The organism is Fibrisoma montanum, assembly GCF_003583365.1.
In the GTDB taxonomy this organism is placed as follows: domain Bacteria; phylum Bacteroidota; class Bacteroidia; order Cytophagales; family Spirosomataceae; genus Fibrisoma; species Fibrisoma montanum.
In genome coordinates this window covers 289,949-307,006 of the sequence record NZ_QXED01000003.1, presented here as the reverse complement: position 1 = coordinate 307,006, position 17,058 = coordinate 289,949, and the positions used below count along the sequence as shown (strand labels likewise).

General features: G+C 56.3%; 14 protein-coding genes and 1 tRNA gene. 6 read left to right on the top strand and 9 right to left on the bottom strand.

The genetic code is table 11. The features are described from left to right. Positions 1–68: 68 nt before the first annotated feature. The 3 genes from DYU11_RS11175 to corA form a co-directional block, all read right to left on the bottom strand. The gene (locus DYU11_RS11175; RefSeq protein WP_119667758.1) at positions 69–2,618 is read right to left on the bottom strand and encodes a bifunctional UDP-N-acetylmuramoyl-tripeptide:D-alanyl-D-alanine ligase/alanine racemase; all 2,550 of its coding nucleotides are present in this window, start codon (positions 2,616–2,618) and stop codon (positions 69–71) included. Between the two features lie 146 nt (positions 2,619–2,764). Further along, positions 2,765–4,123: an agmatine deiminase family protein gene (locus DYU11_RS11170; protein ID WP_119667757.1), complete on the bottom strand. Its 1,359-nt coding sequence runs from the start codon at positions 4,121–4,123 to the stop codon at positions 2,765–2,767. A 207-nt stretch (positions 4,124–4,330) separates the two neighbouring features. Beyond that, positions 4,331–5,443: a magnesium/cobalt transporter CorA gene (corA, locus tag DYU11_RS11165; protein WP_119667756.1), complete on the bottom strand. Its 1,113-nt coding sequence runs from the start codon at positions 5,441–5,443 to the stop codon at positions 4,331–4,333. A gap of 84 nt (positions 5,444–5,527) precedes the next feature. Here corA and DYU11_RS11160 point away from each other — a divergent pair, with 84 nt between their 5' ends. The 4 genes from DYU11_RS11160 (at position 5,528) to DYU11_RS11145 (ending at position 9,156) form a co-directional block, all read left to right on the top strand. Continuing rightward, positions 5,528–6,700 (top strand): hypothetical protein, encoded by a 1,173-nt coding sequence (locus DYU11_RS11160; protein WP_119668301.1) that lies wholly within the window; start codon positions 5,528–5,530, stop codon positions 6,698–6,700. Between the two features lie 102 nt (positions 6,701–6,802). Next, complete coding sequence (locus DYU11_RS11155) at positions 6,803–7,450, top strand: DNA-3-methyladenine glycosylase family protein (RefSeq protein ID WP_119667755.1); 648 nt, start codon at positions 6,803–6,805, stop codon at positions 7,448–7,450. Between the two features lie 22 nt (positions 7,451–7,472). Beyond that, the gene (locus DYU11_RS11150) at positions 7,473–8,369 is read left to right on the top strand and encodes a helix-turn-helix domain-containing protein (protein WP_119667754.1); all 897 of its coding nucleotides are present in this window, start codon (positions 7,473–7,475) and stop codon (positions 8,367–8,369) included. Positions 8,370–8,469: 100 nt separating this feature from the next. Further along, positions 8,470–9,156 carry an NADPH-dependent F420 reductase gene (locus DYU11_RS11145; protein ID WP_119667753.1) on the top strand — a complete coding sequence of 229 codons (687 nt, stop codon included), beginning with the start codon at positions 8,470–8,472 and terminating at the stop codon, positions 9,154–9,156. A gap of 9 nt (positions 9,157–9,165) precedes the next feature. Here the strand turns inward: DYU11_RS11145 and DYU11_RS11140 are convergent, their stop codons facing one another. Genes DYU11_RS11140 through DYU11_RS11130 form a run of 3 tightly spaced genes read right to left on the bottom strand, consistent with a single transcriptional unit; the run spans position 9,166 to position 11,367 of the window. Then, positions 9,166–10,557, bottom strand: coding sequence for a DUF4403 family protein (locus tag DYU11_RS11140; RefSeq protein WP_119667752.1), 1,392 nt, complete (start codon positions 10,555–10,557; stop codon positions 9,166–9,168). 51 nt (positions 10,558–10,608) lie between these two features. After that, entirely contained in the window at positions 10,609–10,773 is a 165-nt protein-coding gene (locus DYU11_RS11135; protein WP_119667751.1) for a FeoB-associated Cys-rich membrane protein, read from the bottom strand. Between the two features lie 57 nt (positions 10,774–10,830). After that, the gene (locus DYU11_RS11130; RefSeq protein ID WP_119667750.1) at positions 10,831–11,367 is read right to left on the bottom strand and encodes a YfiT family bacillithiol transferase; all 537 of its coding nucleotides are present in this window, start codon (positions 11,365–11,367) and stop codon (positions 10,831–10,833) included. A gap of 288 nt (positions 11,368–11,655) precedes the next feature. Between DYU11_RS11130 and DYU11_RS11125 the strand changes: the two genes are divergently transcribed. Further along, on the top strand, positions 11,656–12,606 hold the full coding sequence (locus tag DYU11_RS11125; RefSeq protein ID WP_119667749.1) for a hypothetical protein: 951 nt from the start codon (positions 11,656–11,658) through the stop codon (positions 12,604–12,606). Between the two features lie 111 nt (positions 12,607–12,717). Here DYU11_RS11125 and DYU11_RS11120 read toward each other — a convergent pair whose 3' ends face one another. From DYU11_RS11120 to purL, 3 genes are all read right to left on the bottom strand, one after another. After that, positions 12,718–13,521, bottom strand: a complete 804-nt coding sequence (locus tag DYU11_RS11120; protein ID WP_119667748.1) for an inositol monophosphatase family protein — start codon at positions 13,519–13,521, stop codon at positions 12,718–12,720. Positions 13,522–13,570: 49 nt separating this feature from the next. Continuing rightward, the gene (locus tag DYU11_RS11115) at positions 13,571–14,188 is read right to left on the bottom strand and encodes a Uma2 family endonuclease (RefSeq protein ID WP_158600270.1); all 618 of its coding nucleotides are present in this window, start codon (positions 14,186–14,188) and stop codon (positions 13,571–13,573) included. 78 nt (positions 14,189–14,266) lie between these two features. Next, positions 14,267–16,537: a phosphoribosylformylglycinamidine synthase subunit PurL gene (gene purL / locus DYU11_RS11110; RefSeq protein WP_119667746.1), complete on the bottom strand. Its 2,271-nt coding sequence runs from the start codon at positions 16,535–16,537 to the stop codon at positions 14,267–14,269. Positions 16,538–16,766: 229 nt separating this feature from the next. On the opposite strand from purL, the gene DYU11_RS11105 reads away from it, so the two are divergent. Continuing rightward, positions 16,767–16,851, top strand: a tRNA-Ser gene (locus tag DYU11_RS11105). Positions 16,852–17,058: the final 207 nt, after the last annotated feature.

Below are 17,058 nucleotides of genomic sequence, written 5' to 3'. Positions count from 1 at the left end.
CTCCCTTTTTCCTCTCCTGCTTTCCTGCTTTTCTCCTTTCCTGCTTTTCTCCCTCCTCCCTTTCCTCCTCAATTCCCCTCCTTATAAAACACTCGCTTGACGCGTTCACTGACGCCGGTGAGGATTTCGTAGGGAATGGTGCCGATGGTGCGGGCGAGGTCGCTGATGGCTATTTCCTGACCGAAAATAATAACGTCGTCCCCTTCGCTGGCCGGTGCTGCCGTAACGTCGATCATGGTCATGTCCATGCAGACGTTCCCAACGGTGGGGCAGAGCGTTCCATTAACCCACACCTGCCCGACACCATTGCCGAGTCGGCGGTCGAAGCCATCGGCGTACCCGATTGCAATGGTCGCAATCCGGGCGTCGTGGTCGAGTACACCGCGTCGGCTGTAGCCCACTGATTCACCGGCTTTTACCTGTTTGATCTGGCTGATTACCGTCCGCAACGTACCGACGGGCCGCACCATCGACCGTTCCAGTTGGCTCGATTCGACCCCGTAGAGACCAATTCCCAGCCGCACCATATCCAGTTTGTAGTCCGGAAAGCGGACAATACCCGCCGAATTGAGCAGGTGACGCATTGGCCGGTACCCTAAACCGTCTTCCAGTACGGCCATGCTCCGCATGAACGATTCGTACTGCTGCTTCGAAAAGGCATTGAACTGCGCGTCGTCGGCCCCGACGAGGTGGCTGAATACCGACGCGACCCGAAGAGCCGGGTGTTGCTGTAGATACGCGATGACCGACGGCAGTTCAGCCTCGACAAATCCCAGCCGGTGCATGCCCGTATCAATTTTTAAATGCAAAGGAGGAGAGGAGGAAATCAGGAATGGAGAATGAAGATCTCCTCCCTTTTCTCCTTTCCTCCCTTCCTCCTTTTCTCCTCTCCTCCTTTCCTCTCCTCCTCTCTCCCCAACGAAGCTGCCCCATTCCTGCAGCAGGCGCAGACTGTACAGTTCCGGTTCCAGATGGTAATCCAGTACGGTCTGGAAGGTTTCCGGGGCTGGGTTCATGACCATGATGGGCAGGTCAATGCCGTTCTGACGCAGCGAAACGCCTTCGTCGGCGTAGGCTACGGCCAGGTAATCGACCCGGTGGAACTGCAGCAGCTGAGCCACTTCGGCGCTGCCGCTGCCATATGCAAACGCCTTCACCATGACCATGATTTTAGTCTGTTGCCCGGTATCACCACGGCCAACTTTTTCGCGGTAGTAATTCAGGTTATGGGTCAGCGCATCGAGGTTAATTTCCAGCACTGTGCCGTGGACTTTCCGCTGGAGCCGGTTAACGATCCGTTCGAAGGAAAAAGGCCTGGCTCCTTTGACCAGCACCGCACTGTCGCGCAGCCGATCGAACGGGTAGCTGGCCAGAAACTCGTCGGTACCTCCGTAAAATCGACTCGTTGCCGGGAAAACATGGGCGTTCCGGCTGATTACCGGGCCGATGCCGACAAACTCGCTGATCTGATTCGCCCGCTGCAGGGCGGCTACTGATTCGTAGAGCTCGTCTTCCCGCTGCCCCGACTGTAGTACGTCCGAAAGGATAACAACCTTGCGGGTGCGGGTCAGTTGCTGATCCAGAAAACCCAGCGCGAGCTGCAGCCCAACGATGTCGTTGTTGTACGAATCATCGATTAGCACACAACCATTAATGCCTTCTTTTACTTCGAGCCGCATGGAAACGGGCCGCAGCCGATTCAGGCGGTTTTGTAAGGCGGCTTCGTCGCTGAACCCCAGCGTTAGCAGCGCAACGATGCTGTGAATCAGGTTCTCGACCGACGCCGGATCGGCGAAGGGGAGTTTCAGCGTCCAGGTGCCATGTTCAGCGGTCAGTGTCAGCCGATCCTGCTGCACGGCGGCCTTGTAAACGGCCCCTTCGTGCTTTGACCAGTGAATCAGGCGAATCGCCGGGTTAACGGCTTTCAGGAGCAGGTTAATCTCTTCGTCAATGTCGGGATAATCTTTGCAGTAAATCAGCGTTTCGGCACGGGTGAAGAGCCTGAGCTTTTCGGCTACCTTCTGCCGACGGCTGCGAAACCCTTCGTCGTGGGCCGTACCGATGTTGGTGAAAATGCCCAGCGTGGGCCGTACGATCGTTTCCAGCGCCTGCATTTCGTGCGGCCGGGAAATGCCCGCTTCAAACAGGCCGAGCGTGTGGCTGCTGTTCAACTGGTGTACCGACAGCGGTACGCCCAGCTGGGAGTTGTAGCTCTTGGGACTTTTCGCAATGACGTAATCACCGGCCAGCAACTGGGCCAGCCATTCCTTGACGATGGTTTTGCCGTTGCTGCCCGTGATGCCGATCACCGGAATCTGAAAACGTTGACGGTAGTCGGTGGCCAGCTGCTGCAACAGCCGCAAACTACTGTCTGTTTCGGTGAACTGCGCATCGGGATAGTGGGTAAACTCGGTCCGGCGGGCGGGGGTCAGCGCGGCCCGCTCGACCACAAACTGCCGGACACCTTTCTGGTACAGCTCACCCACGAACGCATGACCGTCGTGGTGTTCGCCCTGCATGGCAAAGAAAACAGCCGACCGGCTCTGCTCAGGCGAAAGCACCTGCCGCGAGTCGGTCAGCCAGTAAGCGTCGAGAAGATTGGGCGTTGCGGTTGTCATATATTGCGGTTGTCGGTACGTATACAACGAACGCGCAAGTTAGCAATTAACTCCCCCAGACACACCTTAAAGTCCTTGATGGCTACGGTTAGGAGGTCATTTAGACTTCTATTTTATGCAAAACAAGTCCTTAAGGCGTGCCGAAGCTAATCTTTATGTTTATCAAGGGAAGGCACCTGCTGGGTAATGCAGTGCATACCACCCCCGCCGACCGTGATGCCATCGGCATCGATCTGCTTCACCTGACGGTTTGGATATACGCTTTGGATTAACTGCCGGAATTCTTCATCACTGGCGGCTAAACTCGACGCCCGGCCGGGTTTATAAAACTTAGGAATCAGCACCACATCGTTGGTTACAACGTAGTTCATGTAGCTGGCTGCCATCACAAACTTGATAGGGCTGCCGTCTGTGGGGAAGTGCTGGATGCCGTTCAGGCTCTGCAGAAACTGGTACATCACGTCGTTCGGTCCCAGCTCAACAACAATTGGGCTGGGCTCGGGGGCCCGCAGGATGGTGAGTGGCTTGCCATCCTGATCCGTTGCACTACGGAGCACCTGATAGGCGTCTTCCAATGCCTGATAGGATTGCTGCTTGAAAGGATTCCCGCTGCTGAGTTCAGCGGCCGGCACCTGGGCCACAATGACCGTCCGCGGATCAACCCAGGTTACCATTTCGTCGGCGTGCCAAACCCCCAGGTTAAACTGATAGCCTCCATTGACCAACTTCGGAGATTCCAGAACAGGATGAGAGTCGGTGCCCGTAGTTTCGTTCAAAAAAATGACCTTTTTCAGATTGAATACACGCTTCAATTCAGCCTCGATCTCGGCCAGCGTCAGGCCAGGGTTGCTGGCCAGTAAAGATTTTTTGATCGCAATGACGGTTCCTTTTCCGTTGAAATGCAGATTGCCACCTTCCGTGATTAACGGTGAACTGACGATGGTTGCTCCTTTCGCAGCCCCAATACCATAGGAAACATTATTGTCGAGTTGGTAAAGCGCATACGTATCAGCGCTGACGTAGCCCTTCATGCGGTACGCGTCAAAGTCGAAATCCACCACCCGGTAGCCTTCTTTCTCTTTTTTGCTTTTCATGAACGTACCCCCGGTGTCGCGAATCCATAAGTCGCCGTGCGGTACCGTGTGAAAGCGAATGCCGGACTGAATCGCCCCCTGCGAAACCCCTCTATTGACCAGATACGTCGTTAAAGAGTCAATGTCGGATGGGCCGTTGATGGCGTAGTCGATTTTGGTCGATGTGGGCAGGATTTCTTTGATCATGGCCGCCTGCACATCCCACATGGGCAGATTGCTCTTGTAACGGGTCGTTGGGGCCGAAAGCCAGATGGATGCCAGGGGCTCAAATTCGGCCGGTACGTAAAACTTGTCGGCCGAGGCTTTGCCGCTGTCATGGGGCTGATCAACCCCGAAATCTTCTTTTTGACAACTGGCCGTCAATACAGATAGGGCCGTCAGGACTAATAAACGGAAGGGTAATGTGTTCATTCGATTTGCGATTTAACTGGTAGTTTGCGGTTGATATGTATCGCCTGCAAAACTACCGGACGGTCTGCCCCAAGAAGAGGCACATCCTTCACAGTCGGACAGGAAGGTGGGTTTACCGCCTAAAAGTCCCGCTTTCGCGAATGAAATCAGGAGGGCTGAGCCAATGGTCACCTGCCCAAAACGTTACCACTTCCTTCCTTTTCTCCCTTACATCCACCCTCGTCGTTTAAAGTAAATAACTTCGCCGATGCCGATGACAAGCATGGCGAACAGTACCCAGAAATACCCCGTGCGGGCGTGAAGTTCGGGCATATTGTCGAAGTTCATGCCATAGATACCCGCAATGAACGTCAGCGGAATAAAGATCGACGAAATGATTGTCAGCGTTTTCATGACTGAGTTCATTCGGTTGCTGACGATGGAATAATACACGTCCATCAGGCCCGCGATGATTTCCCGGTCGGAATCCAGGGTTTCAATCACCTGCGTTACGTGGTCGTACAGGTCGCGCAGAAACGGCAGGGTCGACGGCTGAATCAGGTCCGACTCGCCCCGCAGCAGCGTACCGATCATATCGCGCAGCGGCCACACGGCCCGGCGCATATAGGCCAGTTCGCGCTTGAGGGTGTACAGCGTGGCGAGCGTATGCTGACCGGCTTTTTCCTGCACGATCTGCTCTTCCATCTCGTCCATCTTGTCGCCGATCCGTTCCATAACCAGAAAGTAATGGTCTACGATGATGTCCATGAGCGCATACAGCAGGTAATCCGGCCCGTTCCGGCGGGTTTTCCCCGCCGACGCTTTAATACGATCCAGCACCGGCTCAAAAATGTCTTTGTTCCGCTCTTCCTGGAATGAAATCAGGAAATGCCTGCCCAGCGCAAAGCTGACGTGCTCCGTGTCGATCTCCTGCCGCTGGGAACCCCGGTGAAGATACTTCATCGTAACAAACACGACCGGGCCGCCGGACCGCAGATCGTCGGACCGGGTGTCGTCGTACAGCTCCAGCTTTGGTTTCTGCTCGGTGTTCATTACGTCTTCGAGCAGCAGCGGGTGCAGGGTATACTGCCGACCGATGGCGTCGATCACCTGCGGTTCGTGAATACCGTCGATGTTGAGCCAGTGAACGAAAGGGGTAGTAGACGCCGGTAACCGACAGGCACTCAGTCGGCTGGACTCATCAATATGATAATCGGCCTCGTTATATTCGATGCGTTTAATTTTGGTCGCGTGTTCAATCTCCTGGCCTACGTACGTAAGCGTACCCGGAGACGTACCAAGGGCTTTCTCGGCCGAGCGGTAGCGGTGGCGTTTCGCCATAGGGTAGTAAAAAAAAATTGGCTAAATATAAACCTATTACCCATGAGCCGGGTCCAATGTTCAGAAAATTACCCGTATCCTGCCATGCGTCGACTCCTTATGATCAGCGTACTCGCCTGCTACGTGCTGACGGCCTGCAGCAGTGGGCAGGCGGCTCTGCGTCGGCATAAATTTGACCTCGCCGTACGCAAAGCGTCACAGCGGCTGCAGCAGCCCCGCGGCTGGGGTAAACGGGGCCACACCCTGGCCCCTCAGGTGCTCCGTACAGCGTTTGAACAGGGCTACCAGCAGCACCAGTCCGAAATCCGGCGGCTTAGTTCGCCCGCTGCCCAGATCCCGTTCCGGTGGGAGCCGGTGTATGAGCAGTACAGGCTGCTTCAGGCACTGACCGACAACGCCCGGTCCTGCACGGCCTGTGCCGACTGGCTGGCCCTGTACCCCGCTACGTACGACGATCGCCAGCGCGAAACCCGTGAACTGGCTGCTGCCGACCGCTATGAGGTGGCCGAGCAGGCGTTTGCCTTCCGCGAAGAAAATCGGCTGGCGGCCAAAGATGCGTATCTGAACTATCGGAAAGCAATGGAATGGGTACCCGACTACCGGCAGGCCCGGGGAAAAGCCGAGGATGCCCTGGCGCTGGCCATCCTGCGCGTAGTGGTCGAACCGTTCAGCCCTTCGCCGGAACTGGATCGGGACGATCAGGCCGACCTGCAGCGCCTGGTCTTCCGGGAAATTGGTCGCCAAACGGCTCCGTCGGAATTTGTGCGGCTGTACTCGCCCGATGAGGGCGATGCCGCGTTCGGCTGGCCGATTCACCAGGCCGTTCAGATGGTTGTTACCAGATACCGGCCTTACGATGAGCGCGTGTCGTCGGCCAGTACCACCGTCTACAGCGATAAGGAGTATAAAGTCGGCGAAAAGAAAATCAACGATTCGACCAAAGTTGATATTAAAGAAAAGGTCAAAGGAACGCTGACGACCTACCGCAAGGAAATCTGCGCCCGGCTGGAGGTCAGCGTTCGGGCTATCGACACCGAAACAGGTCAGGTGCTTTGGGAAGAGCCGGTCAGTGAGTCCGAAATCTGGGCAACCGAATGGCAGAAGTTCGACGGCGACGAACGGGCGCTGAACGGCCAGTCGCTGAAAACAGCCGATTTCTTCGAACCATCACGCTGGTCGCTGTTCAGGGAGATACGCGACGATATGGCCAGTTCGGTAGCGTATCTGCTCCGCCGGCGATACAGCAGGGATCAGTAACGGCCGGTCACGAAGGGCAGGGCGGCATAAGCCGGTTCGGGGGATTTTGCGTATATTTGAGGAAGACGATTCCGCCTGTTTGTGACCCATTCCGACCAGACAATGCCGCTTACCCATTTGTCGAAAGACCCTGTTTTTGCCCGCATCATTGCCGAAACCCCCGCGCCCAAGCCGGTGTATGACTGGGATAACGACCTGTATCTGGCCCTGCTCGAAAGCATTGTTTCCCAGCAGATTTCAACCAAAGCGGCTGATGCGATTTTCAAACGTCTGCTGACCCTGTTTCCCGACGGCTACCCGCATCCCAACGCGCTGCTGGCGAAAACCACGGAGGAGCTACGTAGTGCGGGGCTGTCGTTTCAGAAGGCCAGGTACCTGCAAAGCGTGGCTGAGTTTGCGCTGACCCACCGGATGGACCGCCCCTACGTCGACGCCATGACGGACGAGGAAATTGTGCAGTATCTGATTCCGATCAAAGGCGTCGGGCGCTGGACAGTCGAGATGTTGCTTATGTTTGTGCTGGACCGGCCCGACGTATTTCCGGTGGATGACCTCGTTATCCGGCAGCGGATGCTTCGGGCCTATGCCGATCAGACGGCAGGGCTGACCGGGAAGGCCCTGTACAAAAAACTGCATGAAATTGCCGAGCCCTGGCGACCGTACCGCACGCTGGCCTGCCGGTACCTGTGGCGCTGGAAGGCGGACGTCCCCGCGCCGGTTGCCGATCCGGCGCTGACCCCGGAAGATTAGTTCAGCCCGTGCTCCGTGCCCTATGACGCCCACTATTCCGTATTTTGAAACGATCAACGAGTTTCTGACCGCCATTCAGTCGCGGCATCGGACCATCAATGATACGCTCTTCTGCCTGCGGCTCGAAGATACGTTTCCGCATACGGTAGACGTAATGCCGCCGTTCAGAAAAGGGTTTCATTTTATCTCGCTGATCACCGATCCCGGCGCCACCCAGATCGGGTACGATACGACCCAGATCGGCAACCTGACCGCCTTTCTGGTGTTTCAGGCCCCGGGACACATCTATAGCTGGCACCGCGACCGAACCGCCAAAGGGTATCTGATCTATTTCCGGAAGGAGTGCTTCCGCTTCTTTCGGCCGGACTTCGACGAGGAGTTTCCGTTTTTTAACAGCCTGCACACCAATTTCTTCCCGATTCGGCAGGATCATTATAATACGTTTGCGCCCTTGCTGGACGATGTGTTTGCGGCTTATCAGCGGTTTCCGCAGCCCCAACAGGCGCCGATTGCGGCCCTGAAGCTGCTGACGGTGCTGTATGAGTTCAAGACCTTCGTGGCCGATCTGAATCAGTACGAACAGCGCTTCGTAACGCCCGAACAGCGGCTGTTCCGGCGGTTTATTCAGTTGATCAATACCTATTACCTCGACAAACGGACGGTCGAAGAATACGCTGAGCTGCTGAACGTAACACCCCACTACCTGTCGGAGCTGGTAAAAGCCACCACCAGCCAGAACGCCCTCCATTTCATCAACCAGAAACTGCTGCACGAAGCGCAGATTCTGCTGCGCTACACCCCGAACGATATTGCCGAGGTAGCGTACCAGCTTAACTTCAGCGATCCGGCCAACTTTGGGCGATTCTTCAAGAAACACACGCAGAAAACACCCCTGGCGTACCGCCGGGAAGGGGCGTAGAAATTGACCAGCGCAGCTACGTTTTTGACTAGGCTCCTCTTCGTGTGGGGTTATACCTTTGTTGCGTACGTATTGATCACAGAACCAATTCCTTACAACAATGACTATCGGAATTTTAGGAACGGGCATGGTCGGCCAGACGCTGGCCACCTCACTTTTGGCCAAGGGCAACCAGGTAATGATCGGGACGCGTAACGTGGCCGACACGCTGGCCAAACCAGGTAATCCGGCTATGGGCACACAGTCCTTTTCGGACTGGCACCAGAACAATGCGGGGGTTCAAATAGGGACGTTCGCCGAAGCGGCTGCTTTCGGGGAGATCCTGATCAATGCTACGTCCGGGATGGGCTCTATGGACGCGCTGGCATCGGCGGGCGTCGATAACCTCGGGGATAAAGTGCTGATCGACATCGCCAATCCGCTCGATTTTTCGAAAGGCATGCCGCCGACGCTGTCCGTCGTTAACGATGACTCCCTGGGCGAAGTCATTCAGCGCGAGTTTCCCAGGCTAAACGTGGTAAAAACACTGAATACCATGACGGCCGCCCTGATGGTCAATCCCGCGGCTGTTTCCGGCCAGCATAACGTATTTGTGAGCGGAAATGACGCCGACGCGAAGGAACAGGTAAAAACCTTTCTTACCGAACAGTTTGGCTGGGCACCCGGCAGCATCATCGACATGGGTGATATCACGACCGCCCGGGGAACCGAGCAACTGCTGCCCATCTGGATCCGGCTCTACGGGGTGCTTCAAACGCCCATGTTCAACTTTGCTATTGTAAGATAAGCCACAGGTTCAGAGCTTTTTAACGGCCACCTCCACCGCCGATTCAACCTTGATGAGCAGTTGAATGCCATCGGGGCGAATGACGATCCGCTGGGGTACAAACCGGAACGCGTCAATGTTGAGGTCCGATTTAAGGCCCGCTTTGCCGCGCTCGAATGCCGTTTCAATTTTCTGCGGAAACTGCACGATCTGGCTTTTAAGCGGAATGATGAGGGCATTCTGCAACGTATCGCGCAGGTGATCGTGAAGCAGCCAGTCGGCGGTGGAGAGCAGGCTTTCCTTTGTATCGACGGCGTAATCGACGTGTTTGATACGAAGCGTGTTGGTCAGCGTATCGTAGCCGGGCTGCCCGTGGAAATACAACGTACCGTTGACGGCCCCGGTTACGTCCGTTCGGAGCACAATCGACCGGCCACCCCCCGAAATGGTGGTGTTCCGGAGCTTGAGCGTACCCCGCAGTAAATCAAATTTCTGATCATCGATCGACTGGGCCAGCACTTTGTTGAGGCTTGAATACGGAATAAACCACAACACCCGCAGGCTCGATACGGCCGGAATAGACGGTTTGCGCTGAAGCCGCGGCAACCGGGCTGAGCGCTGTACGATGGGCTCCTCGCCCAGGCGGGTGTCGGCCTCGAAGCCAATCTGGATCGGGATGGTAATAGACGTCCGGTTTCCTTCAATGCGGGCTACGGCCACGCTGACCGGTTTGGGCACGACCCAGAACTGCTCAGGTTTTTTACTGATCCGCAGGGGCTTTTGCAAGTCTACCCAAACGCGCCGGACAAACCGGTCGAGCCGGAGTTCCTGGTGAACGGCGCTGTCGACGGCCGCTTCAATGTCGGCGCGCCGTTTGTTCAATACTTTGTCGGCGAGCTTCGTTACGGGAATGTTCACGCCCAGCACCCGCACTTTGGGCCGCTCAATCCAGCGGTAGTTCACAAATTTCGACCGGGTCGACAGCCGCCAGTTCGACGACACCGCCAGCGGACTCGCGAAATTCACTTCCAGCGCGCAAAGGGATCGGCGAACGGCCCGTTTCTTCCGGAATCCGATGGGGTTGCTGAGCCAGATGCGCAGGGGAGCGGATACAAACACCTGCTGCCGGGCGTAGCGAATGCGAACGCGCCCCATCCGTTCGATGCGCAGCCGCCACTTCATGCCCCGTCCGCCGTCGAGCGTATCCTGATTGAGCAGTACGGGTTTCAGGCAGTGATTTATCTTTTTTTCCAGATCGGCAATGTCGAAGGTGATCCGGCCGGTCAGGTAAGAAGTTGTTTTGGTAATAGGTGGCTCAAAGGAGCCCAGCTCCGGTGCTTTCGGGCGGACGCGGTTGCATCCGATGGAAAGCGCCAGAAAGAAACCAATAATGAGAAAGCCGGTAGTTCGTTGAGTGCCCATGGCACCTCCTTAAACTACCGGCCTGTAAAAAAGTTATAAGTGCTTAGTTACCTACGTCCTGGATAGCCTCTCAGGCGTTGCTGGAGTGGTTTTCGTGTCGCAGCCGCAGTTCTTCCCACAGCCACCCGTTTTGGGTCGGGCAAGGCTCTGCACCGCCCGGCGGATCAGATAACCGACGGCCGCCAGAAAAACCAGAAGGATAACGAGTTCCTGCATACGTTTACGAATGAAGCCGTTCAAACCGACGAACTACTTCCCATCAATAACGGCTTTTTACACCCATCCGTTCCGCTCCGCCAGCCGATAAATGTGCTGATAGTGATGCTCGCCGTGCCAGACATACATCCCGATAACGTCCGACAGGGTGTACTGCCGCTGCGCTCCGGGGTGGTAATACGTTCGCTGCAAATCGGTCTCCGTCAGTGCATCGAGGATGGTGGCCCAGCGTTCGTGCAGGTTACGCAGGATCACCAGCGAGAGGGCAATATCGAGCGTCGAATCGGGCAGTTTGGCCCATTCCTGCTCTTCGTAAGGCGAAATGGTCGGGTTGGTTTCGGTCAGGGCCAACTTGGTCCGGACGTAGGCGTTGATGTGGCTGTCGGCGATGTGGTGCACCAACTGGCGGACGGTCCAGCCATCGGGTCGATAGGGGGTGTCGAGTCGGTCGTCGCCCCATTTGCCAACCAGTTCGGTCAGGGAAACAGGAAAGTCGCGGATGGCACCGATCAGTTGTTTGGTCTGCTCGATGGAAATGGCCTGATCGGGTTGGTACCGGCCAATGGGATAGCGGAGAACATCAATGTCCTGCATGAGCGTACGGGTTTTTTAGAAGGAAAACTTGCGTCAGCGCACCAAATACGGATTTCTTCCCAGGAACTCCAAATAAAAGGCCGGATCGGGGGCTGGCTTCTTATTTACCCGTCCGGACTGATTTTGTTTCGATCAGTTGGCAGGCGGTGTCTTCCGGTTGGGCCGCTCCTTTTTCCGGTCCGTAGCTAAGTTGATTGGTCTGTTGCCAGGGGCGGCTCATTTTTGGCCTGATTAATGATAGAAATCAACCATATCGACTGATATAACACATTCTCTCTCGAATCGACCATGAAAAAAGTACTGCTTCTGGCCCTGATCGGCTCAGGGTGCTGGCTCGCAGCCCGACCGACCGATGTCCTCACGCAGACCGGCGTTACGCTGGAAGCCATACGCCAGCACGCGGTCACGAACCTTACGGAAGATCATTCGTTTTCGTTTACCAGTACGGTTACCATGCGCAAACTGGCCCGGCGGCTCCCGAAAGGCTCGCAGGCAACCGTCGTGCGGTCACTGGGCCGGGTGGTGCGGTCGTACGTAGAAGCCGAAACCTTTGAAAACGAATACGTTACCTGGCTCCGAACAAAATACCCGTTGGACGAAACCTACAGCGACGAGCAGATCGCCCGGCTGGAAGCCCACGTCAGCCAACTGGCGACGCAGGCCGGCCAGCAGCAAAGCGCTGAGCAGCGGAAACTGGCGGAACTGGACGCGGCTACGCTGCTGAAAACGGTGCGGGGCCAGCTCCAGCAGCAGGAGCAGGACCTGGCCAAACTGACTGCCAGCGACCGCGCCCGCAAAACGATGGAGATTGGTAAGATAAAGCGGATGCTGGTGGCCACCGAGGGCCGCCCCGACGAGTTTAAAAAGCAGTACGTAGCCTTTCAGACGCAGCTCAGCCGGCAGCAGATCGCCCGCACCCTGGCCGATGAACAACAGCTCCTGGCCGATGCGAAGGAACACAACCGGGTGTACCGGACTCAGAAAGAAGCTTTTACCGCCCGGGAAAATCACCAGGTGCTGCTGAAGAAACGGTTACGGGAGTTTATCGCCCTGTGCGATGACGTAACGTTCGATGCCCGGGTCAGCGCCCGGGGCCGTACGCAGGAGTTTGTGGAGGACCGCTACCGGCGGAAGTCGCCGGACTGGAAGTTTCTATATCGCCTGGGCCGGGAGCCGGTTCAGGAAGCGCGGGCTTTTGCGCAGGAGTGGCTCGCTGATTTGCAGAAAGTATCCGCTTAAGGATGCGCTTTATTGTATTACCGCATTACCCCAAACTTTCAAGGGTTTGGGGTAATGCGTATAGGCTGATTTAACGACGTATCAGAACCACGTTTTAGGATGGTACTGCGTTCAGGCCTGCCAGACCTCGCGAATGACCCGCTGCAGCTCGGGATGAACGCCACAGCCGGCAATCACATCGCCCCGGAACAGAAACTCATCCCCGCCGTCGAAGTCGGTCACGATGCCCCCCGCTTCGCGGACGAGCAGCACCCCGGCGGCCATATCCCACGAGTTCAGGTTGTACTCATAGAACGCTTCAAACCGACCGCACGCTACGTAGGCGAGGTCAATGGCCGCCGACCCCATCCGGCGCAGTCCGTGCGACTGCTGCATCAGCGTTTGCAGGATCTGGAGGTATTTCTGCATCTGATCGAAGCTGAAATACGGAAAGCCCGTGGCAATCAGGCTCTGGCCCAGCTGCGTCGCGGGCGATACCCGAATCGGGTTACCGTTGCAGTACGCCCCACCGCCCTGCCAGGCCGAGAAACACTCATCGCGGTTGGGATCGTAGATAACGCCCGCAATCGGGGTTTTACCCTGGGCCAGCCCCACGCTCACCGAATAAACGGGCAGGTTATGGATGAAATTGGTCGTACCGTCGAGGGGGTCGATGATCCAGTTCAGTGCGGTTGGGTCGGCCTGGGTGCCGGTAGTGCCTTCTTCGGTGATGAATCCCGCTTCGGGCAGCAGGTCATGCAGGCGGGCGACCAGTTGTTTTTCGGTTTCTTTATCGACGTAGGAAACCAGGTTGTTCAGGCCCTTGTACTCGATCGCATCGGTTGAAAACTGAAGGCGTTCAGTACGGATAAACTGCCCGGCTTCCAGGGCGATGGTACACAGGTCGCGGGTCAGCGCGGCTAAATCGTGGGTCATAAACGGGCGTGACGGTTTACTGTTGTCAGTGGTTAGTCAGGAGGTAACGTCAGGGTTGCAGGTCAGTTGGGGTATCGTCCGCTTCTGGCAGTAGCTCGATGCCCGCGTAGATGGCCCCAACGGTCAGTTCGAAATCAAGACGTGGGAAAACAACCGTATCGTCTACAGATTCATACATTGTATTGATCCACTCATCAGTTTGTTCGATTCGGCTGAAGAGTTCAACGGTTGTCGAATACTGATCCACCAATACGTAATACCAAAGAGACGGAAGCTTTCGGTAGTTTCTCCACTTAAATCCCCGGTCTATATGAGCCGTTGATTTTGATAATACTTCAACAAGGATGCGGGGTTGCCGAATTAAATATTGCTCACCCCGTAAATCGAACGGATGGCAGGTGACAATTACATCGGGATATGGAATATAAATCCCTCGGATAACTTCTACTTTAATACTCTCCGAAAAAACCTGGCAGCCACGAGGTCGGAAGTGTCGCTTTAGAAGGTCTTTTACATTATCAACTAATAAGTTGTGGGTTAGCGTCGTACCCGCCATTGCGTAAACCTTCCCCTTGAAAAATTCATGGCGCACCTCACTTTTTTCTTCAAACTGAAGGTATTCGTCGACGGTAAGCCGGTTCGGCTGATTGGGTGTGTTTGTGAGCATATGGAAGAGAGTAGACGATGCGGAATCCATCAGAAGCAGTCCGAACCAGATGCATCTGGTTCGGACTGCCTGACATACTTACGCCATAATCCGGCCCAGCGAATTATCATACAGATCCTTAGCCTCGGCTGAGGTCAGGATGGTCTGGTCGTTGATGACAAAATCGGCCGCCGTGACTACCCCAAGCCGCACGAACGTCTGCCCTTCGTTGAAGTAACCTTCCACTTCGTGCAGCTTATCCGGCGAAACCGTGATCACGACCCGGCTCTGGCTCTCCCCAAACAGGAACGCATCCGTCCGGTAGCGGTCTACCGTATCGATCTGGAAGCCTTTGTTGCCCGCCATCGCCGACTCGGCCAGGGCGACGAACAGACCCCCGTCCGATACGTCGTGGGCGGACTTGATCCAGCCGTGGCGGATCATCGTCTTGATGGCTTCCTGCACGCGCCACTCGGTTTCGAAATCGAACAGCGGGGCAGGGGAGGCTTTCACCTTGCGGTAGGAGTACAGGTATTCCGACGAGGCAATGTCGTCGGTCGGGGGGCCGAGGAGGTAGATCCAGTCGCCTTCGGCTTTGAAGTTCAGGGTCATCTGGTGGCTCGGGTCTTCCATCAGACCGAGCATACCGATGGTTGGCGTCGGGAACACCGGGCCATCGTCGGAGCTCTGGTTGTAAAAGCTTACGTTGCCGCCCGTTACCGGGGTACTGAACCGGCGGCAGGCTTCGCCCATGCCCTGCACAGCCTCCACAAACTGCCAGTACACTTCCGGTACGTACGGATTGCCAAAGTTCAGGTTGTTCGTGACGGCCAGCGGTTCACCCCCCGAGCAAACGATGTTGCGGGCGGCTTCGGCGACGGCGATCATGGCCCCGCGCCGGGGATTGGCGTTGACGTAGCGGCTGTTGCAGTCGACGGTGATGACGATGGACTTGTTGCTCAACCCAACTTCCGGCGTTTTGATACGTACCACGGCCGCATCCGACGGAGCGTTGGTGCTGCGGTTGGCCGTGCCGACCATGGAGTCGTATTGTTCGTACACCCACCGGCGCGAGCAGATGTTCGGGTGCGACAGCAGGTGCCGCGCTACGTCGGCGATCTCGTCGGTCTCTACGTCGTCGACATCGTCGGCATCAAACTGCTCAAATTCCTTGATGTAGGCCGGTTCGCGGTATTCGCGGTGGTACTGCGGAGCGCCCCCGCCCAGCACGAGGTCATGCGCCGGTACGTCGGCCACCAGTTCGCCGTGCCGGTAAAAATGCAGGCGACCCACGCCATCCGGACCCGGGGCCGTTACTTCACCAATCTGGGCGCAGTTCAGGTCCCACTTGTCGAAAATCTGGTTGATGACGTCTTCTTTGCCTTTCTCGATCACGACCAGCATCCGCTCCTGCGACTCCGACAACAGAATCTCGAACGGCTGCATGTTGGGCTGGCGCATCGGTACTTTGTCGAGGTCGATGATCATGCCGTGTTCGCCTTTCGCGCTCATTTCGGAAGTTGAGCAAATAATCCCGGCCGCGCCCATGTCCTGAATACCGATCACATAGCCCGTGGCAATAATCTCCAGCGTGGCTTCCAGCAGCAGCTTCTCCATGAACGGATCGCCAACCTGCACGGCGGGCAGCTTCTCCGTCGATTTGTCGCTGATGTCCTCCGATGCGAACGTAGCGCCGTGAATCCCGTCCTTGCCCGTAGCCGAGCCGACGATGAACACCGGATTACCCACGCCGTAGGACGTCGCTTTGGCTACCTTGCCGACTTCCACGATCCCGGCCGAGAAGGCGTTGACGAGCGGGTTCGTATTATAGGACTCGTCGAAATAGAGTTCGCCCCCCACGGTCGGGATGCCGAACGCGTTGCCGTAGTCGCCGATGCCTTTCACGACGCCCCGCAGCAGCCGGCGGGTTTTGGGCAGGTTCAGGTCGCCGAAACGCAGCGAGTTCAGCTGGGCGATGGGCCGGGCACCCATCGTAAAAATATCGCGGTTGATCCCGCCCACGCCCGTAGCGGCACCCTGGTACGGTTCCAGCGCCGAGGGGTGGTTGTGCGACTCGATTTTAAACGAGCACGCCAGGCCGTCGCCGATGTCGACCAGTCCGGCGTTTTCTTCGCCCGCCTTGGCCAGCATCCGGTCCGAATCGCGGGGGAGGGTTTTGAGCCAGACGATCGAGTTCTTATAGGAACAGTGTTCGGACCACATTACCGAAAAAATACTGAGTTCGGTAAAGTTGGGCTGGCGACCCAGGATTTGCCCGATGCGATCAAATTCTTCAGGCAGCACGCCCAGTTTGCGGGCGGTTTCGACGGTTGGGAGCGGACCGACGTTCGGCGATTCGGTGATTTCCATAAAAGCGAAAGAGTGAAAGAGCGAAAGAGTGAAAGAGCGGTGGCTTGTTGCGAAACACTGCCGTTACCATGAACAGTCAAAAGGGCTGATACTGAGTACCTCGCTCTTTCGCTCATTCACTCATTCACTCTTTAGAACGTCCAAAATTACGGTTTTTAGCCAAAAAACGGGGTTAGGGGGTTGACAAATCTGAAAAGCGCCGTATATTTGCACCCACAAATCACCACGAAGAGGGATGGCGGAGTGGTCGATCGCGGCAGTCTTGAAAACTGTTGACTGTAACAGGTCCGGGGGTTCGAATCCCTCTCCCTCTGCTGAAGCCCGGTTAAGCTAGCTTAACCGGGCTTTTTTATGCTCCTTATATTCTCCGCATCCGGTTTTACTTTACAATATTGCTTGTTTTGTATAATTATGAGAAAGGTGGTAAATTATGCTCGCTTGATGAAAATTGGCTACATCAGGCAGTAAGCTGTTCTGCCTCTTTAGCAGTCTGGCCGAGTTTGAACGGGAGCTGATCCGGC